Below are 24,427 nucleotides of genomic sequence, written 5' to 3'. Positions count from 1 at the left end.
ATTCAAATATAAATATTTAGCTATTCATATAAAAAATTGCCAGGCTATCCCATTTATTTATCAATAAAACAAAACCATAAGGCCCATTTTCGTAAAACACTCGCACACGGCTTCAGGTATACTATGGCCTTCAATTTCACAAACATCAGGCATCTCATGACAGACTTAATCCATCGCCCTCGCCGTCTGCGCAAATCTGCAGCGCTGCGCGCCATGTTTGAAGAGACAACACTCAGCTTGAACGATCTGGTGTTGCCGATCTTTGTTGAAGAAGAACTCGACGACTACAAAGCGATTGAGGCCATGCCCGGCGTCATGCGCATCCCGGAGAAACACCTGGCGCGCGAGATCGAACGCATTGCCCACGCCGGCATCCGTTCCATCATGACCTTTGGCATCTCTCACCATACTGATGACACCGGTAGCGACGCCTGGAAGGAAGACGGGCTGGTGGCGCGGATGTCGCGCATTTGCAAGCAGACCGTACCGGAAATGATCGTGATGTCAGATACCTGCTTCTGCGAATATACCTCCCACGGTCACTGCGGCGTGCTCTGCGAACACGGCGTGGATAACGATGCAACACTGGCAAACCTCGGTAAGCAAGCCGTTGTCGCCGCAGCTGCAGGTGCAGACTTCATCGCCCCTTCCGCCGCAATGGATGGTCAGGTGCAGGCGATTCGCCAGGCGCTGGATGCGGCAGGTTTTACCGACACGGCCATCATGTCCTACTCCACCAAATTTGCCTCTTCGTTCTATGGTCCGTTCCGTGAAGCGGCAGGCACCGCGCTGAAAGGCGATCGCAAAACCTATCAGATGAACCCGATGAACCGTCGTGAAGCGATTCGTGAATCGCTGCTTGATGAAGCGCAGGGCGCGGACTGCCTGATGGTAAAACCGGCGGGTGCCTATCTGGACGTGCTGCGTGATATCCGCGAGCGCACGGAACTGCCGCTCGGCGCGTATCAGGTCAGCGGTGAATATGCGATGATCAAATTTGCCGCCATGGCGGGCGCCATTGATGAAGAAAAAGTGGTTCTGGAAAGTTTAGGTGCCATCAAACGCGCTGGCGCGGATCTGATCTTCAGCTACTTCGCACTGGATCTGGCAGAGAAGAAACTCCTGCGTTAATTTTTCCGTTACCCTGCCGGGTGGTCTTGCCATCCGGCCCTTCCCCAAAACGTCACCCAAACGTCATACAAGCGACACTTGCCGCTTCTACTGTCAGCACAGAACAGAAGGAGATGCGGCTATGTTTAGTCTCGATAACGTACTCAACGACCTTTGGCCTGAGGCGAGGACCGCGCCCTGGCAAAAAAAGATGCTTCAGCGCGTATTGTATGAAAAAGAGTTCCAGCAGTTTGCCGCCCGCCACCGTCATCTGAAAGGCGTCGATATGGTGGAACAGGTCCTGGAGCATCTACAAATACGCTGTGAAATCCCCGAGCATCACATCGAAAACATCCCCGAAAATGGCCCCCTGGTGATTATCGCCAACCACCCCACCGGCGCGCTGGACGGACTGGCGCTCATCTATGCACTCTCCCGCGTGCGTCGTGATATCAAAGTGGTGACCAACCGACTGCTTTCTCATCTGGAACCCCTGCGCTCGCTGTTCATCCCGGTAGACAATATTCAGGGACGGACGCCAAAATCGTCGTTACAGCAAATGGATAGCCACCTGCAGGCTGGCGGCGCGCTGGTTTTCTTCCCGGCGGGTGAAGTCTCACGGCTGACGCTGCAAGGGATCGCCGAACGCCGCTGGCATTCCGGGTTTATTCGCATGGCGGAAAAGTACCGGACGCCGCTGCTACCGGTGCATATCCAGGCCTACAACAGTCCGCTGTTCTATGCCTGCGGGCTGGTTTCTTCCAGCGCCACGCTGCTGCTGTTAATGCAGCAAATGTTTCGCCGTCGCGATAGCACGCTGCCCGTACGCATCGGTCAACAGATTGCCTGGACACAGTGGTCCGCGAGCAAAAGCAACGTTCGCGAACAGGCGGAAAAGTGTCGAAAGCATGTGATTGCGTTGGGCAAAGGCCGACCTGGCGTTTTTCGCACCGAATCGACGATCGCCCCACCGGAAAACAGAGCCCGGCTGAAACGCGAGCTGGCACGAACGGAATGTCTGGGGCAAACCGCCGATGGCAAGCAGATTTACCTCTGGCAGCGCAACGGGCAGGAGGAAGCGACGATCCTGCGCGAGTTGGGGCGACTGCGTGAAATCGCTTTTCGCGCCGTTGGTGAGGGTAGCGGCAAACGCAGGGATATCGATCGCTACGATGATGACTATCTGCATCTGATCTTATGGGACGAGGAAGACCTTGAGATCGTCGGTGCTTACCGGTTCATTCCCTGTGCGCAGCAGCAGAAAAAGCAGGGGCTGGAGGGACTCTACAGCCACAGTCTGTTTGATTACGACGAGCGGATGTCGGACATCATGCAGCACGGTATTGAACTGGGACGCAGCTTTATTCAGCCGCGCTATTGGGGACGTCGCGGGCTGGATTATCTCTGGTCCGGAATCGGTGCCTGGCTGGCACGTAACCCGCAGTATCGTTACCTGTTCGGGCCGGTGTCTATCTCCGGGGGATTGCCGCCGGATGCGCGCGATCTGCTGGTGGCCTTCTATCGACTATGGTTCCCGCCGACGCATCCGCTGGCCGTTTCGCGCCAGCCGTATCCCGCTTCGTTGCCGGATGTGCTGGCACAGTTTGCGGGCAACGATTATCACGACGATTTGACGCGGCTGAAGTCGCTGCTGGGCAATCTTGGCTGCGGCATTCCACCGCTCTATAAACAATACTCAGAGCTCTGCGAACCCGGCGGCGTGCAGTTTATCGATTTCGGCAGCGATCCGGATTTTAACCACTGTGTAGATGGTCTGGTGCTGGTGGATTTAACGTATCTGAAGGCTAACCGCTATCAGCGCTATATTGGTGAGCACCTGTGATTTTTGCCGGGTGGCGGCTTCGCCTTACCCGGCCTACAGTTCGTAAGTCTGATAAGCAAAGCACCATCAGGCAGTCAGCCCTACCGTTTCACAGGCCTGATAAGCAAAGCGCCATCAGGCAATCAGCCCTACCATTTCACTGGCCTGATAAGCAAAGCGCCATCAGGCAATCAGAGCTACCGTTTCACAGGCCTGATAAGCAAAGCACCATCAGGCAATCAGCCCTACCGTTTCACAGACCTGATAAGCAAAGCACCATCAGGCAATCAGCTCTACAATTTCACAGGCCTGATAAGCAAAGCGCCATCAGGCAATCAGCCCTACCATTTCGTAGGCCTGATAAGCAAAGCGCCATCAGGCAATCAGCCCTACCGTTTCACAGGCCTGATAAGCAAAGCGTCAGCAGGCAATCAGCCCGCGCGAAAATAAGGTTTGTCCCCCAGGATCGTCGCCCGGTGCATGATGCGCCGCTGCGGCAGGTAATCGGCATTGGCATAATGCTGCGTCACGCGGTTATCCCAGATAGCCACGTCATTTGGCTGCCAGCGCCAGCGCACCTGAAACTCTGGTTTCGTAATATGCGCGAACAGGAAGCCGAGCAGCGCCTCACTTTCTTTTTCCGTCACATCGACAATGCGCGTGGTGAAACCTTCGTTGACAAACAGCGCCTGCTTACCACTCACCGGATGGGTTCGAACCACCGGATGCAACAGCGGCGGATGCTTCGCCACCGCTTCACGCCAGCGCTGATGCTCCTCTTCTGTCTTACGGTACTTGTATTCCTGGAAGGATTTACGGAAGTCATGTTCCGCCCGCAGACCGCTCAACAGTTGGCGAAACGGTTCCGACAGCGCCTCATACGCCGCAATGCCGCTGGTCCACAGCGTATCGCCGCCGGTTGACGGTAACGCCTTTGCCGCCAGAATCGCCCCGGCAGGCGGTGTCTCAATAAAGGTGACATCGGTGTGCCAGTTATCGTTATCCGGTGGATTATCGTTGTGCGTATCCAGCACGATAATCTCCTCCACGCCTTCGGCATGGGGATAGACCGGATGAATGTGCAGATCGCCAAAGCGCTGAGCCAGCGCGCGCTGCTGCTGTGGCGTGATAGCCTGTTCACGCAGGAACACCACCTGATGTCGCAGTACCGCATGGTAAAGCTGCTCAAACTGATTGTCGCTCAGCGGACGGGTCAAATCCGCCCCCGCGATCTGCGCGCCGATGTACGGCCCCAGCGGGGTAATGCTCAGACGTTCACTCATTGGACTTCTCCATGCCAGGGCGTCAGGCGGCGCTGAAGCGCGCGCAGACCCAGTTCTAAAATAAAAGCGATAATCGCAATCACCGCGATCCCTGCCAGTACCACATCGGTCGCCAGAAACTCACCGGCCGACTGCACCATAAAGCCTAACCCTCTCGTTGCCGCAATCAGCTCCGCTGCCACCAGCGTTGACCAGCCCACGCCGAGTCCAATGCGTAATCCGGTGAGGATCTCCGGCAGCGCGCCCGGCAGGATAACCAGCCACAGCACCTGCGCCCGGCTCGCGCCCAGCGATCGGGCGGCGCGGATCCGCACCTGCTGGGCGCTCTTCACGCCGGCCAGCGCAGACATCGCGACCGGGGCAAAAATTGCCAGGTAGATCAGCAGGATCTTGGACGTTTCACCAATCCCGAACCAGATCACCATCAACGGCAAATAGGCCAGCGGAGGTACCGGACGATAAAGCTCAATTATCGGATCGAGAATGCCGCGTAGCGTCGGGCTGAGCCCCATCGCAATCCCGACCGGAATGCCGAAAACCACCGCGGCCAGCAGCGCCAGCACGATGCGGGTCAGGCTGGCAGCCAGATGCTGCCACAGCGTGGCATCCATAAATCCTTGCGGTCCGGCGATGGTGATAAGCTTTTGCAGCACCTGGTCCGGCGGCGGCAAAAACAGGGGACTTATCAGTTGCAGCGCCGCAACCGTCCACCACACCGCCAGAATCACCGTCAGCGTCGCAAGGCTCAGGGTTATCTGGCGCGAGAACGGCCAGCGCCACTTCAGCGGCCGTTGGCGCGGTTTGTCGTTGATCACCACACTCATGAGAAGGCCTCCCGTTGTTCAAAGACACGGCTTAAGACGTATTCGCGGGTCGCGATAAACTGTGGATCGGACTTAATGCTGCGGCTCGCTTCACCTGCCACAAAACGGCGGGCAAAGGTCAGCGGCAAACGCTCCAGTACCCGGCCAGGTCCTGGGGACAGCAGCACGAGTTCGGTCGCCATAAACACCGCTTCTTCAATATCATGCGTAATCAGCAGCACCTGCTTGCCGGTCTCATGCCAGAGTTTCAGCAGCAGGGTTTGCATCTGTTCGCGGGTAAAGGCATCCAGCGCGCCAAAAGGTTCATCCAGTAACAACAGCTGCGGATTCGCCGCCAGCGCGCGGGCAATACCAACGCGCTGGCGCTGACCGCCGGAAAGCTGCCAGATAAAACGTTTTCCCGCTCCCTCCAGCCCCACTTTTTTCAACATTTCCTGCGCGATGCTGACACGCTGCGCTTTCCCGATGCCGGCCAGTTGCAAGCCCAACGCGACGTTATCCTGCACGTTGCGCCACGGCAGCAGCCCTTCATGCTGAAACACCACGCCGCGCTCCGCTCCCGGTCCGTCGACGCGTTTACCTGCCAGTTGAATACTGCCGTGCTGATATGGCACAAATCCGGCAATCAGGTTCAACAGCGTCGTTTTGCCACATCCCGACGGCCCCAATACCACCAGCAGTTCACCGCTGTCGAGCGTCAGATTAATATCTTCCAGCGCCGGTTTACCGCCGTAATCGGCATACAGATGAGAGAGTTGCAGCATCAGCGCCTCCTTTATTGCACGAAGCGATCGGTGACGTACTGGCTGTAATCGCTTGCTACCGCAGGCACCTTGCCCTGATCTTTCAGAAACTGCGCGGTGTCGATAATCGCTTTGTTCACCGGTCCGGTCAGCTCCGCCGTCTGCTGCTGAGGTGTGAGATAGGTATTACCTTTCACCAGTCCCGGCACATCGGCTTCCGGCACGCCGCTCAGGCGCGACAGCTTGCTGATGTTCTCCGGCTGTTTCAGCCATTCGTCGGGATTTGCAATATAAGGCTGCTGCGCGTCGATAGCGCTTTTCGCGAAGGCTTTCACCACTTCCGGATACTTCTCGGCAAAGTCTTTGCGCACCACCCACACATCGAGAGTCGGAGCGCCCCACTCGCCAACTTTTTCCGAGTCGGTCAGCACCTTGCCGTCTTTTTCCAGAGCGTTAACAGCGGGAGCCCAGACATAAGCCCCGTCAATATCCCCGCGCTGCCAGGCGGCGATAATCGCCGGCGGCTGCAGGTTCACAATCTCCACCTGACCGGGTTTGATCCCCCAGTGTTTCAGTGCCGCCAACAGGCTGTAGTGGGTGGTGGAGATAAACGGCACGGCGATGCGTTTGCCGATCAGGTCCTCGGGTTTGCTGATACTTTTCTTCACCACCAGCGCTTCGGAGTTACCGAGTTTTGATGCCAGCAGGAAAACCTCGATCGGCACCTGCTGACTGGCGGCAACCGCCAGTGGACTGGAGCCGAGATTGCCGATCTGCACATCGCCGGAGGCCAGGGCGCGCACAATGCTCGCGCCGCTGTCGAATTTACGCCAGTCGACGGTAGCCCCGCTCTCTTTGGCGAAGGTGTTATCCGCCTGCGCCACTTTTGCCGGCTCGGCGGAGGTTTGATACGCGACGGTGACGTTCACCGCCTGCGCCTGAAAGGTGATGAATGCCAGTGCGGCAAGAAGTGTATTACGCGATGAACGTGCCATATTGTCTGCTCCCTTGTCTTGTTATGGAGGCAGTATTTCGTTGCGACCGGATTTGATAAAGGAATTAAAAATTCTTGCTAAGAACAAAGCGTTTTTAGAAAAAAAGCGGGAATGGTTAGCGATTTTGCGCATGTTGAGAGAGATGTAGTGTCGTAGGCCGGATAAGCGTAGCGCCATCCGGCATGGGCTGTTGACATGCGTCATGTCGTTTCTGGGAAGTGTTCCGTTCGTCTTATGTTTCTTACCGTGGGTCAGGTGTTTACATGTCGCTGTGGAGAAGGGTTCCGTTCGCCCTACGAACCGTGATTCTCTGGACGTAAATTTCTCGCGAACGTGTTAAGGAGGCTCGTCGCCGCCTCCTTAACAATCCTGGCTCCCGGCAGGAAAATCGCCACGTCGTGGTCCATTCGCCTTATGCCGTCTGCCTTTCGGGTCGGGGCCGAGCCTGCATCCCTGCAGCCGAGGTATCTCCTTATATGTCGATATGGAGAAGGGTTCCGTTCGCTTTGTGTGTATTGCTTCTTTGGAACACACTCACCCGCGAACGTGTTAAGGGCGTTCTCCGCCACGCCCTTAACAATCCCGGCTCCCGGCAAGGAAAATCGCCACGTCGTGGTCCATTCGCCTTATGCCGTCTGCCTTTCGGGTCGGGGCCGAGCCTGCATCCCTGCAGGCCGTCCCCTCCGCCCGCTTCCCTGCGGGCGGACCCGGTCAGCCGTCAACGGCTCATCGATTTTCACGCCGGACCAACGGCATCGCTTCAATTCTCTGCTCTACAAACAAATTCTTTTCGCTGTTAAAAAGGCAAACCGCAATCATGGTCAGGTGTGGATTGGTCCGGCTGAAAATTGCCGACGTGTTTCCGCAGGGCCGGGAGAACCCGCAGGGGTGAGCCCCATGGATGGGGCGAATAATTCGCGAAGCGACAATTTTCCCGCCGGGAGCCTGGATTGTTAAGGAGGCGGCGGCGAGCCTCCTTAACACGTTCGCGGGAGGTTTACGTCCAGAAAAGCACTGCTTGTAGGGCGAACGGAACCTTTTACCGAAGTCACATGAAAACGCCTGCCCCTGCGCCCCCAAATATTGCCATTTTGTTACATTCATTCCATAACTGTACCTGATTGATTGCCAGCGCAGCGGCGCCAGGCATCATAGAGTCATTATCCGGCAAGAGAGCAAAATCATGATACGTGTGGTGCTGGTGGACGACCATGTGGTGGTGCGTTCTGGCTTTGCGCAATTACTCAGTCTCGAAGAAGACCTCGACGTCGCAGGCCAGTTCAGCAGCGCAGCGGAAGCCTGGCCTGCTTTACTGCGCGACGACGTTAACGTTGCGGTGATGGATATCGCCATGCCGGACGAAAATGGTCTGAGCTTACTGAAACGCTTGCGGGCACAGAGGCCGCAATTTCGCGCCATTATTCTCAGTATCTATGACACGCCGACCTTCGTGCAGAGCGCGCTGGATGCGGGTGCCAGCGGCTATCTGACCAAACGCTGCGGGCCGGAAGAGTTAGTGCAGGCCGTTCGTTCCGTTGGCCTGGGCGGGCATTATCTCTGCGCCGATGCGCTGCGGGCGTTGCGCGGCGGCGAGCCATCATCACCCGTGCTGGCGGAACTGACCCCGCGCGAACGGGAAGTGTTTGATTTACTGATCAAAGGCGACAGCGTTAAGGAAATCGCCTTTAAACTCGATCTCAGCCATAAAACGGTGCATGTCCATCGTGCCAACGTGCTGGGCAAACTGAACTGCCATAGCACCATTGAGCTGGTCCATTTCGCCCTCGACCACCAACTGCTGGCGGGGCATTGATGTCACGCAACCTCCGCCACGCCGTCATCTCGCTGTTTATTGTGCTGGCATGGGGCACCGGCTGGCTGATGCTGTGGACGCTCGGTTTTTATCTGACCCATAACGGCCAGCAGGCGGCGCTGTTCCTGCCGCACGGTGTCTATCTGGCGCTGTTGATCCTGCTTTCACGCCGCTATTGGCCCGCGCTGGTGCTGCCGCCGATGCTGATGCTGCTCTGGCTGCACAGTGAGCAACTGCTCAATGGCTATATCCTGCTGGCCACGCCGCTCATCAGCGTGATCCCTGCCAGTCTCGCGCAGACCTTCTGGTACCGTTTCCCCCTTTACTGGCAGCGGCTGACGCTGCTGCTGGCCACGGTAACGGCGGCCTCATTGCTCAACGCCGCCCTGCTGTCACCGTTTGTCAAAAGTCCGGCGATGCTGCTCGGCCTGGCATCATTTACCGGTGGGGTACTGCTGACGCCGTTTGTCTATCTGATCTTCGAGTTTCTGCGCCAGCAGCATCGCTATCACCTGCTGGGGCTGGACACCAATAATCCGCCGTTGCGTACCTCGTTAATCATCTGGTGCAGTCTGTTTTTTATCATTGGCATTGGTACCCAGATGGTGCTGTCGCCAGAGATTGAGCGCCTGCTGCTGATCGTGGTGTTTCTGCCCAATGTAGTCATGGCGTGGAAGTTCGGCTGGCAGGGCGGCGTGCTCTCGGGGCTGCTGGGCAGCATGATGATCACCATCGCCCGCCAGGTCGGCGTGGGGTTCAGCAACCTGGTTGAACTGGAGATCTTTCTCGCGACGCAGTCGCTGCTCGGTATTGGTCTGGGGATCGCTATCAGCCGTCAGCAACATCTGGCGCAAAACCTGCACCATTACCGCCAGCGCCTGGAGGCGGAACTGGCGGCGCGGCGGGCGCTGGCCGAGAAGCTGGTGCATACCGAAGAAGATACGCGCAAGAGCCTGGCGCGCGAGCTGCATGACGAGATTGGACAGAACATCACCGCCATTCAGATCCAGTCGCAGCTGGTGAAACGGGCGCACGATCCGGCGCAAGCCCAGGCCGCCGCCAGCCAGATCAACGATCTCGCCCGACGGATCCACCACTCTACCCGCCAGTTGTTGCGCCAGCTTCGCCCCCCCGCGCTGGACGAACTGTCGTTCAAAGAGGCGTTGCTCCATCTGCTCAACGAGTTTGCCTTTACAGAGCGCGGTATTCGCTGCCAGTTTGATTATCAACTCACCGCCACGCCCGAAAATGAAACGGTGCGCTTCACTCTCTACCGGTTGTTACAGGAGTTGCTCAACAACGTCTGTAAACACGCCAGAGCCAGCGAGGTGCGGATTGTCCTGCGTCAGCAGGGAGAGGTGCTGCATCTGGACGTGACCGACAACGGTGTGGGGATCAGTGCCGACAAAATGGCCGGTTTTGGCATTCAGGGGATGCGCGAGCGGGTCAGCGCCCTCGGGGGCGAACTGGCGCTGGAGTCGCGGCACGGTACGCGGGTAAGTGTTAACTTGCCCACAAATTTGCAACAAATCGCCTTCTGACCAGGAAAAAGTCCTAGTCACTCCGGACTTTCTCTCATCCCCTTTTGATTTCTCTTTCTTATAGTCAGCAAAACGGAGACGGCTATGCACGCAGGCGCAGCATCTGAAATCAATCAACGTTACCGCACGCTGCGTCCGCGACTGCTGATGTGCATGGTCATCGGTTACGCCGCGTTTTATCTGACGCGTAAAAGCGTGAACTACGTGCTGCCAGCGCTGCAAACCGATCTCGGGCTGGATAAAAGCGACATTGGGCTACTGGGTTCCCTGTTTTATCTGACCTACGGCCTGTCGAAATTTACTGCCGGACTGTGGCATGACAGCCACGGACAGCGTGGGTTTATGGGCGTAGGCCTGTTCGCCACCGGCCTGCTGAACGTGGTGTTTGCCTTTGGTGAGTCGCTGACGCTACTGCTGGCGGTCTGGACGCTCAACGGATTTTTTCAGGGCTGGGGATGGCCCCCCTGCGCCCGCCTGCTGACCCACTGGTACTCGCGCAACGAACGCGGCTTCTGGTGGGGCTGCTGGAATATGTCTATCAACATTGGCGGGGCGATTATCCCGCTAATCAGCGCCTTCGCCGCTCACTGGTGGGGCTGGCAGGCCGCGATGCTGATGCCAGGGATAATCAGCATGGCTCTGGGAATCTGGTTAACGCTGCAACTAAAGGGCACGCCCCAGGAAGAGGGGTTACCGTCCGTCGGCAACTGGCGTAACGATCCGCTGGAATTGCGCCAGGAGCAGCAGAGTCCGCCGATGGGGCTGTGGCAAATGCTGCGTACCACGATGCTGAAAAACCCGATGATCTGGCTGTTGGGCGTTTCGTATGTGCTGGTCTATCTGATCCGCATTGCGCTCAACGACTGGGGCAACATCTGGCTGACGGAAAGTCACGGCGTCAACCTGCTCAGCGCCAACGCCACGGTGATGCTGTTTGAAGTTGGCGGTCTTCTCGGCGCGCTGTTTGCTGGCTGGGGTTCGGACCTGCTGTTTAGCGGTCAGCGGGCGCCAATGATTTTGCTGTTTACGTTGGGACTGATGGTCTCCGTCGCCGCGCTATGGTTGGCGCCGGTTCATCATTACGCCCTGCTGGCAGTCTGTTTCTTTACGGTGGGCTTTTTTGTCTTTGGCCCACAAATGTTGATTGGCCTGGCGGCGGTGGAATGTGGACACAAAGCGGCGGCAGGTTCAATCACGGGTTTTCTCGGCCTGTTCGCCTATCTGGGGGCAGCGCTGGCGGGCTGGCCTCTGTCGCTGGTCATTGAACGCTACGGCTGGTCGGGAATGTTCAGTTTGCTCTCGGTCGTCGCGGTACTTATGGGTTTACTGCTGATGCCGCTGCTGATGGCGGGCATCACCACCACTCTCAGTCAAAGGATAAAACAATGAAAATGACCCTTACCTCTACTCTGATTGCCTCCGCCGTTGCGCTGGCGACCTTATCGGGCGCGGCGCACGCCAAAGGTCGTCTGGTGGTCTATTGCAGCGCCACCAACGAGATGTGCGAAGCAGAAACCAAAGCCTTTGGCGATAAATATGACGTGAAAACGTCGTTTATCCGCAACGGCTCCGGCAGCACGCTGGCGAAGGTCGATGCCGAGAAGAAAAACCCACAGGCTGACGTCTGGTACGGCGGCACGCTGGACCCGCAGTCGCAGGCCGGTGAAATGGGTCTGCTGCAGCCGTACAAATCCCCGAACCTGGAACAGGTGATGGAGAAATTCCGCGATCCGGCGAAAGTGAAGGGCAACCTCTCGTCGGCGGTCTACGTGGGGATCCTCGGTTTCGGCGTCAACACCCAGCGCCTGAAAGAGAAAAATCTGCCGGTGCCGAAATGCTGGAAAGATCTGACCAAACCGGAATACAAAGGCGAAATTCAGATTGCCGACCCGCAAAGCTCCGGCACTGCCTACACCGCGCTGGCGACGTTTGCCCAGCTGTGGGGGGAAGATCAGGCCTTTGATTACCTGAAACAGCTGAACGCCAACGTCTCGCAGTACACCAAATCTGGTATTGCCCCGGCGCGTAACGCCGCCCGCGGTGAAACGGCCATCGGCATCGGCTTCCTGCACGACTACTCGCTGGAAAAAGAACAGGGCGCGCCGCTGGAGCTGATTTCTCCGTGTGAAGGTACTGGCTATGAGATCGGCGGCGTCAGCATCCTGAAAGGGGCACGCAACCTCGACAATGCCAAACTGTTCGTCGACTGGGTACTGTCGAAAGACGCACAGGAACTGGCGTGGAAGAAAGGTAAGTCCTATCAGATCCTGACCAACACCACCGCCGAAACCTCGCCGAACTCGCTGAAACTCGACGACCTGAAGCTTATCAACTACGACATGGATAAATACGGCTCAACTGACGTCCGTAAGGCGCTGATCAATAAATGGGTCAGCGAAGTGAAGATGGGTAAATAAGCTCACACGATGACTTCCTGACGTTAAGGTTACGCAGGCCGGGTAAGGCAACGCCGCCACCCGGCAATCATCGTCACCCTGAATGCCGGATGGCGCTCACGCTTATCCGGCCTACTCGGGATTGAACAGCGGAAAACGTATGTCACACACACTTGCACTCCATCCCGTGAAAAAGCGGGATGCGATATTCCTTTGGGTCTTACTCGGCTGGCTGGCCTTCGTCCTGCTGCCGAGCTGGAGCCTGGATTACGGTCTGCTGGAGTCCACGGGCGATGAAATCCTCGAGGCCTACGGCTGGTCACAGTTCAATATCAGCTGGCTATGGTATCTGCTGCCAGGCCTGCTGCTGGTGCGCCCGTTCCACGAAGCCAGACGCGAACAGCGTAGCCGCCACTACTTCGATGCCAGTTGGGCCTTTTTGTGCATCGCTTTTATCGTCATCAGCGCGACCGTTGAAGGGCGCGGTTTAGGCTACGCCACCATCGTGCTGTTTGTCGCACTGGGCGCAATCATGACCCTGGCGCTGACCCGCCTCGAATGGCTGGGCGGCGACCGGTTTGTGATCGGTTCGCTGGTCACCATCGTGGCGCTCATCGGCATCTTTATCGTCTGGCCGAGCATCGCCATTTTCATCCCGATGTTCACCAATGACGCAGGGGCGTTCGCGCCGCTGGCGTTTATGAATGTGCTGTCGCAGGCGCATATCATTCAGGTGATCCTCAACTCTATCGCCCTGTCGATTGCCGTGGGCGTCGGCTGTACCTTCTTCGGCCTGGTGCTGGCCATTTACACCACCCGTATCGCCCAACGCAGCGCTGTTATCGGTCGTATCTTCTCAATCCTGCCGATCGTCACGCCGCCGTTTGTCGTGGGGCTGGGCGTTACGCTGATGATGGGCCGTTCTGGCTACGTGACCGAACTGATGGTGGAGTGGTTCGGGCTGACCAACACCAACTGGCTGTACGGGTTTACCGGCATCTGGCTGGCGCAGGTGCTGGCGTTTACCCCAATGGCGTTTATGATCCTCGACGGCGCGATCAAAACCATTCACCCGTCGCTGGAAGAGGCGTCATACACCCTGCGCGCCAGTCGCTGGCAGACGTTTAACGGCGTGTTTGTCCCCCTGCTGAAACCGGCGCTGGCGAATGCGTTCTTAATTGTTATTGTCCAGTCGCTGGCCGACTTCAGTAACCCGCTGGTGCTCGGCGGCAACTTCGATGTGCTGGCGACGCAAATTTACTTCTACATCACCGGTTCACAGCTCGATTACCAGGCTGCCAGTACCCTCGGTGCCTTCCTGCTGCTGTTCTCGCTGTTGGTGTTCTGCGTACAGTACATGTGGATTGGCAAGCGCTCTTACGTCACCGTCTCCGGGAAATCATACCGTGGCGACGTGCAGCCGCTGCCGGTCACCCTGGTCTGGAGCGTGGTCGCTATCCTGGCGATATGGATTGCCTTTAACGCCCTGCTCTACGGCAGTATTTTCTACGGCAGTTTCACCGTGAACTGGGGCGTGGACTACACCCTGACGCTGGATAACTTTATCAAGCTGTTTGGTCAGGGGATGAGCGACGGCGCATGGCCTTCGCTGCTCGATACCCTACTGTATGCCGGAATTGCCGCGCCGATCACCGCCGCCTTCGGCCTGCTGATCGCCTGGGTTGTGGTGCGCCAGCAGTTCAAAGGCAAAAAGACCATCGAGTTCACCACCATGCTGTGTTTTGCCGTACCGGGCACCGTGGCGGGCGTCTCTTACATCCTTGCCTTTAACAGCGCCCCGGTGTACCTCACCGGCACCGCGGCCATTGTCATTATCTCGATGGTGATGCGTAACGTGCCGGTCGGTATTCGCGCCGGGATCGCCGGACTCGGCCAGATCGATAAATCACTGGATGAAGCCTCGCTCAGTCTGCGTGCCGGGAGCTTACGCACCATTACGCACATTCTGCTGCCGCTACTGCGTCCGGCTATTCTCTCGGCGCTGATCTACAGCTTCGTGCGCGCCATCACGACCGTCAGCGCCATTGTCTTCCTCGTCACGCCAGACACCCGCGTGGCAACGGCCTACATCCTGAACCGTGTGGAAGACGGTGAATACGGCGTGGCGATAGCCTACGGGTCGATTCTGATCGTGGTGATGCTGGCGATTATTTTCATCTTTGACTGGCTGATTGGGGAAGCACGTATCTCCCGGTCTAAAGCCAAAAACCAGGCGTAATGGAGCGCACTATGAGTCAGAAAAATTTCGTTGAACTGCGCAACGTCACCAAACGATTCGGCAGTAACACGGTCATCGACAATATCAATCTCACCATCCCGCAAGGGCAGATGGTGACGCTGCTTGGTCCGTCCGGCTGTGGCAAGACCACGATTCTGCGGCTGGTCGCCGGTCTGGAAAAACCAAGCGAAGGGCAGATTTTTATTGATGGCGAGGACGTCACCCATCGCTCTATTCAGCAGCGTGATATCTGTATGGTGTTCCAGTCGTATGCCCTGTTCCCGCATATGTCGCTGGGAGAAAACGTCGGCTACGGTCTGAAGATGCTGGGCGTGTCGCGCGCCGATGTGAAGACGCGGGTGAAAGAAGCGCTGGCGATGGTCGATCTGGAAGGATTCGAGGACCGCTATGTGGATCAGATTTCCGGCGGCCAACAGCAGCGCGTGGCGCTGGCGCGCGCGCTGATCCTCAAACCGAAGGTGCTGCTGTTTGACGAACCGCTGAGTAACCTCGACGCCAACCTGCGCCGCAGCATGCGCGATAAGATCCGTGAGCTGCAAAAGCAGTTTGATATCACCTCGCTGTACGTTACCCACGATCAAAGCGAAGCCTTTGCGGTTTCCGACACCGTGCTGGTGATGAACAAGGGGCATATCATGCAGATCGGGTCGCCGCAGGATCTTTATCGTCAGCCTGCGTCCCGCTTTATGGCCAGCTTCATGGGCGACGCTAACCTGTTCCCGGCCCATTTTAGCGATGACGCGGTCGATATCTACGGCTATCGCCTGCCCCGCCCCGCGCACTTTGCAGCCCAGGGTAAGGGTACCGTGGGCGTACGCCCGGAAGCGATTACCTTAAGCGATCGCGGCGAGGAGAGTCAGCGCTGTGTGATTCGGCATGTGGCCTATATGGGACCGCAGTATGAGGTGACGGTGGAGTGGCATGGGCAGGAAATTCTGTTACAGGTCAACGCCACTCGTCTGCAACCGGATATTGGCGAGCAGTATTTCCTCGAAATCCATCCGTACGGGATGTTTGTGTTAGCGGACGCCGCGTAGGTTTTCGATGTTTTCGATGTCGGAGAAGCGTAAGCGCCATCCGGCAACCGCTGTATATGTTTACCAGGGAGATCTTTCCGTTCACCTTATGTGCGTCGCCTCTCTGGAATTATCGTGTACGTGAACGGGCAAGGGAGGCTCGCCGCCGCCTCCCTTGCAACCCAGGCTCCCGGCCGGGAAAATTGTCGCTTCGCGAATTATTCGCCCCATCCATGGGGCTCACCCCTTCGGGGCCAGCACAAGTGCTGTTCAAAATTGCTCCCGGCAATTTTGTCCTCCGCTTATTCCTCCGGGCTACCGGGTCGGGCGCGACTCAGCATCCCTGCTTCGCGCGCCCTGAACCCGCATCCCTGCGGGTTCCCCCTGCCCTCCGGAAACACGTCGGCAATTTTCAGCCGGACCAATCCACACCTGACCACCTGAGCGGTTTACTGGTGCTCAAAGCGAAAAGAACTTGTTTGTAGAGCAGAGAATTGAAGCGATGCCGTTGGTCCGGCGTGAAAATCGATGAGCCGTTGACGGCTGACCGGGTCCGCCCGCAGGGAAGCGGGCGGAGGGGACGGCCTGCAGGGATGCAGGCTCGGCCCCGACCCGAAAGGCAGACGGCATAAGGCGAATGGACCACAACGTGGCGATTTTCCTCGCCGGGAGCCGGGGTTGTTAAGGGCGTGGCGGAGAACGCCCTTAACACGTTCGCGGGTGAGTTGTTTCCAGAGAAGCAATGAACATAAGGCGAACGGAACCCTTCTCAGAAATGACATGACGCATGCCTGATGGCGCTACGCTTATCAGGCCTACGTTGATCCCGTTAACCCTGTACCAGCCGCAGCCGTCCGCGCGGCGCGCTTAATAGCGGGAATGGGTTAACAATAAGGAACAGAATAGGTCGCCAGCTCATAACGCCTCCAGATCAGGGGGTTATCTATACTCTGGCAGTGGCAAAGCAGAGCGACACTAAGACGAAAGTGGGAATGCTGCGCAATTGTTCATACAACGGAGTGATAACAGAAAGGTATTCGCAAATTTCAGTGAATATTTACCGCGCAACGTGGCGGTAAGAATAAAACGTCAACCCGGCTTCTCAGCCGGGTTGACGGGAGGCATATCGGACGGTTAGAACTGGTATTTTATCCCCAGCACGCCGCTCGTGTCGTGAAAGCCGTTATTACCCATTTGTTGAGCCACGTTGCCCCACACGCTGAGATCCTGGGTCAACCGCCCCTCGACGCCCACTTTCACCTCAGCGACGTTTCGACTTCCCTGCAGGGAAGTACTCGTGTCATTCATCCTGACGCCGTACTGCTTCGTGTTGTGTATCCAGTTCGCCTCGATAAAGGGTTCAAACTCGCGTACGGTTCCTTTTTCCGTGGCGCTTTTTCCATTGGCGTAAAGGCGCATGCCCAGACGGGTCTGAATATTATTGTCACCCTGGCCCTGAACCCGCGTACCATTTTTCTCGGTATGGTCGTTAGCCTTCACCCCCATCCAGGTGACCTGCGCCTGTGGGCGAAGATAGACGTTACTTTCTATGTCGCCTGCCGTCGTGAATGACCCCATGTGGAAAGCGTAACCCGACTCCAGCGACGCCGTCAGCCCCTTGCTTTTATAGCGCTCCTGAGCAATCTCATCACCTTTAACCGTATTATCAAACCAGTTATAGAGTACCCAGGAATCGACATACAGCCCGGTTTTATCCACGGCGTTCTGGTACCAGGTTCCGTACAAACCGGCGCTGTAGCCGCTCACCTCGCCACGAGAACCGTAGCCTGAGAGCCTGTTATGGGTGTCGTTATCCTGCTTACCATAGCCCGCCATTGCGCCCAGTTGATAGCTATCGGTACCGTTCGCGCTGCCCTGGAGCAACGCGCCGCCGACCTGCACGACAACGCGGTTGGACGAGGATGTGTTCTGATCGTCAGACATCCGGCTCTTGTTGCGCCCGCCTGCCGTGCGCAGCCACAAGCTGGTCATATGGCGTTCCCCGGTAGCGGGGTCGGTATACCATGCTCCTCCCTGACGGTCCTGCAGCCGGGTGTTAAACAGCGTATTCGCTGCCGCCAGGTTGCTGGCATAGCTTCCTGCCTCAGGGCGATAGATGTGGACTGCATCAGAGGAATCGCCTGGTGCAGGCCGATCGTTGTTAACAACATCAGAGGAGTCGTCAGGATCAGGAGTGTCCGTCAGACTGGTTAAATACCAGTTATTCCTGTCACTACCGGAAGCCGTTCCCTGCTTCACGTGATATTCATAGCTTCCCGCCACGATACGGCCTCGTTGTACAAAGGCATCTGCCGTAGAGCTCCCGGTTTCAATGATTTTAATCCCTTCATGCAGCAACGCCCCTGAGCCATTCTCATTGCTAACCTGCACATAGGTCGTACCGGTCGCGTTGCCGGTAACCACCAGCTTATCCGTCAGGCTGCTGTCGCCGCCGAGAACGGTGCCCAGCGAAAGATTACCGCCGTTACCCACATAGTCGCCATTGATGGTCAGCGTATTCCCGGCGCTGGTTGCGCTGTTGTTGAGAATAATATTGCCGCTGTTAGTCACGTCGCCAGTCAGCATGACGCTAAGAGGGGAAGAAGGCGGAACACCATAGTCATCAATCAGCAGGGTTCCCCGGTTATCCAACGCGTTGACAGTCTGGCTGTTGCCGTTCAGGTTAAGCGTCCCTTCCTCGCCGACGGTTACGCCGGAGGTATTGGCGAATGCATTCGCCGTCGTCGTCTTCAGCATGCCTTCGCTGACATAGGTCGACCCCGTATAGCTATTTTCCGCTGACAGTATCAGCGTGCCTTCCCCCGCTTTGGTCAGGCTTTTACCGTCCCAGGCCGGGTTGACGTGCGCCGTATTGTCAGCCAGGGCGACGCCGAGATCGAAGGTTCTGCCCTCATCAAGCGTGAACGTCCCGTGCGCATCGGAATCCTGGCCATTCCAGTACAGGGAATACTGGATGGTCCGGGCGCCGGTGTTGATATAGGCGAAGTCCGGCTGGTTCATGCCCGCCACAAGAGCATTGCTGTAAGAAAACGCGCCCGTAATACCGTTGGTGGTTTCAACCAGCAGAATGTCGTGCATATCCCAGTGACTGATATTGGCATTCAGCGATGCGTTATCACCAACCGAGAGAGACGCCGCCTTGAGGCTGACGCCTTCGCCAAGGGTGAGCGACGCCCCTTCGGCAAACGACGCGTTACCGGAAAATTCAAGGGGACGTTCCGTCAACGTCATGCTGGCCGCCTGACCCACCGTCAGATTACCGTTGATGGCCCGGTTTGCCGCATCATTGTTGACGAGCTGCAACGTTGTCGCGCTGTCGCTCGTACCGTCTGCCAGCCTGACATCGCCGGTGATCGTCGAGCCGGTATTCAGCGTCAGCAGATTGCTGCCGCCGGTAAGACTGATAGCCGCCCCCGCTTCGCCACCGCTCCTGTAGGGTGCACCTCCGGTGATAGCGCTGTTGTTGATTATCGCCAGGTTGCTGCCGGATATCGCTGCGCCACCTGCACCGTTAGCGCCGCCGTTGCTGCCGAAACTGCCTTTACCCCCGACGATAGAACCGCTGTTGTTAATCCTCAGGCTGTCACCGAATATTCCGACGCCGCCGTTGCCGCCGTCGCTGGTGTTAGTATTATTTCTGCTGCCGCTGTAATTGCCTTCTCCGCCAGTGATGGTGCCACCAGCCAGATTACTGATGGTCAGATTGCGACCGGATATAGCCGCACCGCCGTCTGCGCCGTCAGGGCTTGTCGTATCGCCGCCAGCAAACCCCCCTTCACCACCGGTAATGGAGCCGCCGTTGGTGATGGTCAGATTATCGCCAAGTATTCCCGTGCCGCCTGCGGTAGGCATTCCGGCGCCACCGAGGCCGTCCGAACCGCCACTGCCGCCTTGACCGCCGGTAATAGAACCTCCGGCTAAATTATCAAGGATGATCTCGCTACCCGATATTCCAGCGCCAGCATTGCCGCCATTGCCTCCATTGCCTCCATTGCCTCCGCCGCTAAACCCCCCTTCGCCACCGACAATGGATCCGCCGTTGGTGATTCTCAGACTGGTACCCGATATTCCCGCCCCGGCATTGCCACCGAGCGCTCCATAGCCATATCCCCCTTCGCCGCCGACAATGGATCCGCCGTTGGTTATGGTCAGAGCGGAACCTGATATAGCATCGCCCCCTAATCGTCTGGAATTGCCTCGACCACCCGTAATTGATCCACGGGCAAGATTGTCGATGACCATATTACTGCCGGTAATTCCGGCACCGGCATTGCCACCTTCAACCCCATCATAACCATATCCCCCTCCGCCGCCGAGAATAGCGCCGCTGTTGGTGATGGTCAGCGCGGAACCCGATATGGCATCGCCTCCCTTGCCACTGGAATCACCGTCACCACCGGTAATACGGTAAGTATTAATAATCGTCAGATCGGTACCTGATATGCCAGCGCCGCCAATACCGCTCGTCCCGCTGTAGTCATCATAGCCGTAACTGCCATCGCCTCCGGTAATCGCACCATCGTTGGTTATCATGAGACGGTTACCAGAGATACCCGCACCGCTAGCGGAATATCTATCCCCTTCGCCACCGGTGATGGAGCCGGTACGAGAATTGGTTATCGACAGGTCAGTACCCGATATTCCCACACCACCTGTGCCACTGCCGCTAACGCTATAGCTACCCTCACCACCAATAATCTTTCCGCTGTTGCTGATGGTTACACTATTACCGGACATTCCATCGCCGCCATCGCCGCCCGCGTAGCCATTACCGCCGGTTATCGTGGTGCCACTACCGACGCTTACGCTGTTATCCGCCGCGGTAGTTTCCGGGTTCGGCGATAAGACATACCCGGCGCCGGCGCCTTCACTGCCGCCATTAACCCCGTGAGTCCCTGTGTTGGATTGCGCCGTATATGGAAATGAACCATCAACATGAATCGTGGCGCCTGTTGCCGGTGCGGATGATATGAAGATCGATGCGATCAATAAGGCTATCTGGTTTCTGCGAAAATGTTGCATGAATAACTCCCTTGCTAATCTTCACAAAATTAAGTTAATTTCTTACTCTTGTTAAATCGGTAAACAAAGTAGAAAAAAACAGGAAACAAAAAATTAGCAATAAAAATTAAATTAAATTCAAAAGAAAATAAAGATTATATTGGAAGCTATCAAAACCATATCGAAGAGTAAACGCAGCAAATCATTTCAAAAAAATCTTAAATTATTTACCTCTAACCATTTCACATTATTAAATCAATAAAAACAATAACATAAAAGACACCCATACAGCGATGCATTTAATATCAATATGGCTATTTAAAAAAACAGACAAATTAATTTATGATGAAAACAAGGCGTTACCCTCTTCGTCAACGAGATAAATCCGTCAATGTTTAAATCTTTATATTTTTCTTTATTTCATCTTAAAACTGTTTAATAAGATGAGATATTTAAGAGTGATGTTCAGATTTTTATTATCATGTCGTAAAGGATGCTCAATTACGGTTTCTGACTAAAGATATGCCGTCTCCTGGCTATCGCGCGGTAAATATCTCTGCGACGCCACGGAAAAGCCACATTGCACTCTTCTGTTTTACTGCGGGGTCTGGTCTACCCTGTTGGCCCAATCCCATCGTTATTCGCCCATTTGCCCCTATTCAGTTTCTGGTCAACACGCCAGGATGACACCACTGACCCCTCACGTGGAGTATCACCATGAACATCACCCATATTCGCAACGCCACCCAGTTGATTACCTTTGGTGGTAAAACCTTTCTCGTCGATCCGATGCTCGCCCCGAAAGGTGCGTATCCCGGCTTTCCCGGCACGGCGCGGGCGGAGATCCGTAATCCAACGGTTGAACTCCCCTGCGATCTCAACACCCTGTTGCAGGCCGATGCGCTGATCGTCACCCATCTCCATGCGGACCACTGGGACGACGTCGCCGCAAAGGTGGTGCCGAAAGAGAAACCGATTTATGTACAGAACGAACAGGACGCGCAAATCCTGCGGGCGCAGGGTTTTCGTCAACTCATCCTCCTGACGGACAATACCCGGTTGGGTGAGATAACGCTGCGTAAAACAGGCGGCCAGCACGGCTCCGACCGGCTGTACGCCATTCCCGCCATGGCTGAGCGAATGGGCGATGCCTGCGGGGTTGTGTTCCAGCATCCACAGGAAAAAACGCTGTATCTGGTCGGCGATACTATCTGGCGCGATGAGGTCGAAGCCAACATGGTCACATTCCAGCCTGATGTGGTGGTACTGAACGCCGGGTTTGCGCACGTGATCGGCTTTGGTGCCATCATCATGGGGGCAGAAGATGTGCTGAAAACCCACTTCGTTCTGCCCGATGCGCAGATTGTGGCGATTCACATGGAAGCGATAAACCACTGCCTGTTGACGCGTACCGCGCTCAGGGAATACGCCCGCGATAACCAGATTGCAGAATGTGTCCGGGTACCGGAAGATGGGGAAACCCTGACGTTCTAACCCCCAGCCGAGGAAAAGTATGCGCCCCGTCACCGTCGCGATCGTCGCCGTTGAAAATTTTAGTCCGTTTCACTTCTCGGTGCCGTGCATCATGTTCAGTGAAAAAGCCACGGCGGAGAAACGCTTTGAGGTGCAGATTTGCGCTGAAATCCCAGGTGTTGTCACCTCCCGGGAAGGCTTTTCCGTCACCGCACCCCAGGGACTGGAGGCGGTAATCGCAGCCGATATCGTGATTGTCCCCTGGTGGGGAACGACCGCCCGCCGCCCGCCGCAGTCGCTGCTCGATGCGCTGGTTCAGGCCCGACAAAACGGCGCGCAGGTGGTTGGATTGTGCCTGGGGGCATTTGTCCTCGGTTATGCAGGACTGCTGGACGGCAGGCGCGCCGCCACCCACTGGGAGTTTGAAGCCGATTTTCAGGCGCGTTTTCCCGACGCGCACCTGGATATCAACGCCCTGTATGTCGACGATGACGGTATCATCACCTCGGCAGGCACCGCCGCCGCGCTCGACTGCTGTCTGTATCTCATCCGCCAGCGGTTTGGCAGCACGGTGGCGAATCAGATTGCGCGCCGGATGATTGTGCCGCCGCATCGCGAGGGCGGTCAGGCGCAGTTTATTGCCCAGCCGGTGGCGAAAAACACCCAGGATCAACGGATTAACAGCCTGCTGGACTATCTGCGCCAGCATAGCCATGAACAGCACGACCTGGATTCGCTGGCGAAAAAAGTGATGATGAGTCGCCGCACGCTGAGCCGTCACTTTATGCAGGCAACCGGCTCAGGCGTCGCCCAATGGTTGATCAATGAACCCCTGCGCCGCAGCCAGGAACTGCTGGAATCCACCTCGCTTTCCGTTGAGCGTATCGCCGGGGAGGTCGGTTTTCTGTCCCCGGTGACCTGGCGTCAGCATTTTAAGTCTCGCTTCGGCGTCAGCCCGGCTGAATGGCGAAAAACCTTTCAGGGTGTGGCATCATAGCGCGCAGAACATATTGAATTCAGGGGAAAGGATTGTGAAACCGGTAACGCTATACGATGTTGCAGACCACGCAGGCGTCTCCTATCAGACGGTATCCCGCGTGGTAAATCAGGCGAGCCACGTTTCCGCGAAAACCCGGCAAAAAGTTGAAGCCGCCATGGCGGAGCTGAATTACATCCCCAACCGCGTCGCTCAACAACTGGCCGGAAAACACACGCCGCTTATTGGCGTAGCAACGTCCAATCTGGCACTGCATGCCCCTTCGCAGATTGTCGCGTCCATCAAGTCGCGCGCCGACCAGTCCGGCGCCAGCGTGGTGATTGCGATGGTTGAACGCAGCGGTGTCGACGCCTGCAAAGCGGCAGTACATAACCTGCTGGCGCAGCGGGTAACGGGGCTGATTATTAACTACCCCCTTGATGAAGACGATGCCATCGCCGTCGCCGCCTCCTGCGGTACGGTACCCGTTTTGTTCCTCGACGTGTCTGAGCTTTCCCCGATCAACAGTATTATTTTCTCGCATGATGATGGTGCCCGACTGGGTGTTGAACATCTGGTCCAGCACGGACACCAGCGCATTGCTTTGTTAGCGGGCCCCCGCACTTCCGTTTCGGCGCGCCTGCGCCTGGCGGGCTGGCATAAATACCTTGCTCGCCACCAGTTGCAACCGGTCGCAGAACAAGAAGGCGACTGGAGCGCGATGTCCGGTTTTTTGCAGACGCAGCAAATGCTCAGTGCAGGCATCATCCCCGGCGCAATGCTGGTGGCAAACGATCAAATGGCGCTGGGCGCGATGCGGGCCATCAGCGAATTTGGCCTGCGCGTGGCAAGTGACATTTCGGTAGTGGGTTATGACGATACCGAGGACAGCGCCTGCTACATCCCGCCGCTCACGACCATCAGGCAAGATTTTGCCCTTCTCGGCCAGACCAGCGTCGATCGCCTGCTGCAACTTTGTCGCGGCGAATCGACCCTCGGGAATCAGCTGCTGCCGGTCACGCTGGTGGAGCGAAAAACCGTTCTGCCCCCTGTAAAACAGCACACCTCCCCGCAGGCGCTGGCCGACTCGCTGATTCAACTGGCGCGTCAGGTCGCGTTGTTAAATCGGTCGTAATAATGTGAGTCAGTTCAC

General features: G+C 56.8%; 16 protein-coding genes. 11 read left to right on the top strand and 5 right to left on the bottom strand.

Annotated elements, in window-relative coordinates; genetic code table 11:
- Window positions 1-156: 156 nt before the first annotated feature.
- Both hemB and olsF read left to right on the top strand, forming a co-directional pair.
- Window positions 157-1,131: a porphobilinogen synthase gene (gene hemB, locus ACERJC_RS00555; protein ID WP_178823375.1), complete on the top strand. Its 975-nt coding sequence runs from the start codon at window positions 157-159 to the stop codon at window positions 1,129-1,131.
- Between the two features lie 121 nt (window positions 1,132-1,252).
- The gene (olsF, locus tag ACERJC_RS00550) at window positions 1,253-2,953 is read left to right on the top strand and encodes a bifunctional ornithine lipid synthase OlsF (protein ID WP_373670807.1); all 1,701 of its coding nucleotides are present in this window, start codon (window positions 1,253-1,255) and stop codon (window positions 2,951-2,953) included.
- A gap of 410 nt (window positions 2,954-3,363) precedes the next feature.
- Here the strand turns inward: olsF and tauD are convergent, their stop codons facing one another.
- Genes tauD through tauA form a run of 4 tightly spaced genes read right to left on the bottom strand, consistent with a single transcriptional unit; the run spans window position 3,364 to window position 6,777 of the window.
- Entirely contained in the window at window positions 3,364-4,215 is an 852-nt protein-coding gene (gene tauD, locus ACERJC_RS00545; protein ID WP_152405706.1) for a taurine dioxygenase, read from the bottom strand.
- A complete protein-coding gene (tauC, locus tag ACERJC_RS00540; RefSeq protein ID WP_373670806.1) occupies window positions 4,212-5,039 on the bottom strand; it encodes a taurine ABC transporter permease TauC in 828 nt (275 codons plus the stop codon). The genes tauD and tauC overlap by 4 nt, the downstream gene beginning before the upstream one ends.
- On the bottom strand, window positions 5,036-5,803 hold the full coding sequence (gene tauB / locus ACERJC_RS00535; RefSeq protein ID WP_152405707.1) for a taurine ABC transporter ATP-binding subunit: 768 nt from the start codon (window positions 5,801-5,803) through the stop codon (window positions 5,036-5,038). The genes tauC and tauB overlap by 4 nt, the downstream gene beginning before the upstream one ends.
- A gap of 11 nt (window positions 5,804-5,814) precedes the next feature.
- Window positions 5,815-6,777, bottom strand: a complete 963-nt coding sequence (gene tauA / locus ACERJC_RS00530) for a taurine ABC transporter substrate-binding protein (protein WP_373670804.1) — start codon at window positions 6,775-6,777, stop codon at window positions 5,815-5,817.
- Between the two features lie 1,183 nt (window positions 6,778-7,960).
- On the opposite strand from tauA, the gene ACERJC_RS00525 reads away from it, so the two are divergent.
- The 6 genes from ACERJC_RS00525 (at window position 7,961) to fbpC (ending at window position 15,824) form a co-directional block, all read left to right on the top strand.
- Window positions 7,961-8,590, top strand: a complete 630-nt coding sequence (locus ACERJC_RS00525; RefSeq protein WP_152405710.1) for a response regulator transcription factor — start codon at window positions 7,961-7,963, stop codon at window positions 8,588-8,590.
- On the top strand, window positions 8,590-10,131 hold the full coding sequence (locus ACERJC_RS00520; protein WP_371895238.1) for an MASE1 domain-containing sensor histidine kinase: 1,542 nt from the start codon (window positions 8,590-8,592) through the stop codon (window positions 10,129-10,131). Before ACERJC_RS00525 ends, ACERJC_RS00520 begins: the two co-directional genes overlap by 1 nt.
- Before the next feature lie 60 nt (window positions 10,132-10,191).
- On the top strand, window positions 10,192-11,520 hold the full coding sequence (gene uhpC / locus ACERJC_RS00515) for an MFS transporter family glucose-6-phosphate receptor UhpC (RefSeq protein WP_284554162.1): 1,329 nt from the start codon (window positions 10,192-10,194) through the stop codon (window positions 11,518-11,520).
- Entirely contained in the window at window positions 11,517-12,548 is a 1,032-nt protein-coding gene (locus tag ACERJC_RS00510; protein ID WP_152405713.1) for an ABC transporter substrate-binding protein, read from the top strand. The genes uhpC and ACERJC_RS00510 overlap by 4 nt, the downstream gene beginning before the upstream one ends.
- Window positions 12,549-12,687: 139 nt before the next feature.
- Window positions 12,688-14,766 carry an ABC transporter permease gene (locus ACERJC_RS00505; protein WP_286632531.1) on the top strand — a complete coding sequence of 693 codons (2,079 nt, stop codon included), beginning with the start codon at window positions 12,688-12,690 and terminating at the stop codon, window positions 14,764-14,766.
- An 11-nt stretch (window positions 14,767-14,777) separates the two neighbouring features.
- A complete protein-coding gene (fbpC, locus tag ACERJC_RS00500; protein WP_152405715.1) occupies window positions 14,778-15,824 on the top strand; it encodes a ferric ABC transporter ATP-binding protein in 1,047 nt (348 codons plus the stop codon).
- 1,113 nt (window positions 15,825-16,937) lie between these two features.
- On the opposite strand, the gene ACERJC_RS00495 is transcribed toward fbpC, so the two are convergent.
- Window positions 16,938-20,846, bottom strand: coding sequence for an autotransporter outer membrane beta-barrel domain-containing protein (locus ACERJC_RS00495; RefSeq protein WP_373670803.1), 3,909 nt, complete (start codon window positions 20,844-20,846; stop codon window positions 16,938-16,940).
- 696 nt (window positions 20,847-21,542) lie between these two features.
- On the opposite strand from ACERJC_RS00495, the gene ACERJC_RS00490 reads away from it, so the two are divergent.
- From ACERJC_RS00490 to ACERJC_RS00480, 3 genes are read left to right on the top strand one after another with little or no spacing between them, the layout of a single operon-like run.
- Window positions 21,543-22,319 (top strand): MBL fold metallo-hydrolase, encoded by a 777-nt coding sequence (locus ACERJC_RS00490; RefSeq protein ID WP_373670802.1) that lies wholly within the window; start codon window positions 21,543-21,545, stop codon window positions 22,317-22,319.
- A gap of 19 nt (window positions 22,320-22,338) precedes the next feature.
- Entirely contained in the window at window positions 22,339-23,295 is a 957-nt protein-coding gene (locus ACERJC_RS00485) for a GlxA family transcriptional regulator (RefSeq protein WP_373670801.1), read from the top strand.
- Between the two features lie 34 nt (window positions 23,296-23,329).
- The gene (locus tag ACERJC_RS00480; RefSeq protein WP_373670800.1) at window positions 23,330-24,409 is read left to right on the top strand and encodes a LacI family DNA-binding transcriptional regulator; all 1,080 of its coding nucleotides are present in this window, start codon (window positions 23,330-23,332) and stop codon (window positions 24,407-24,409) included.
- Window positions 24,410-24,427 lie beyond the last annotated feature (18 nt).

The sequence above is a fragment of the Citrobacter telavivensis genome (assembly GCF_041807075.1).
Classification (GTDB): domain Bacteria; phylum Pseudomonadota; class Gammaproteobacteria; order Enterobacterales; family Enterobacteriaceae; genus Citrobacter_A; species Citrobacter_A telavivensis.
This window is presented reverse-complemented; position numbering and strand designations above follow the sequence as displayed.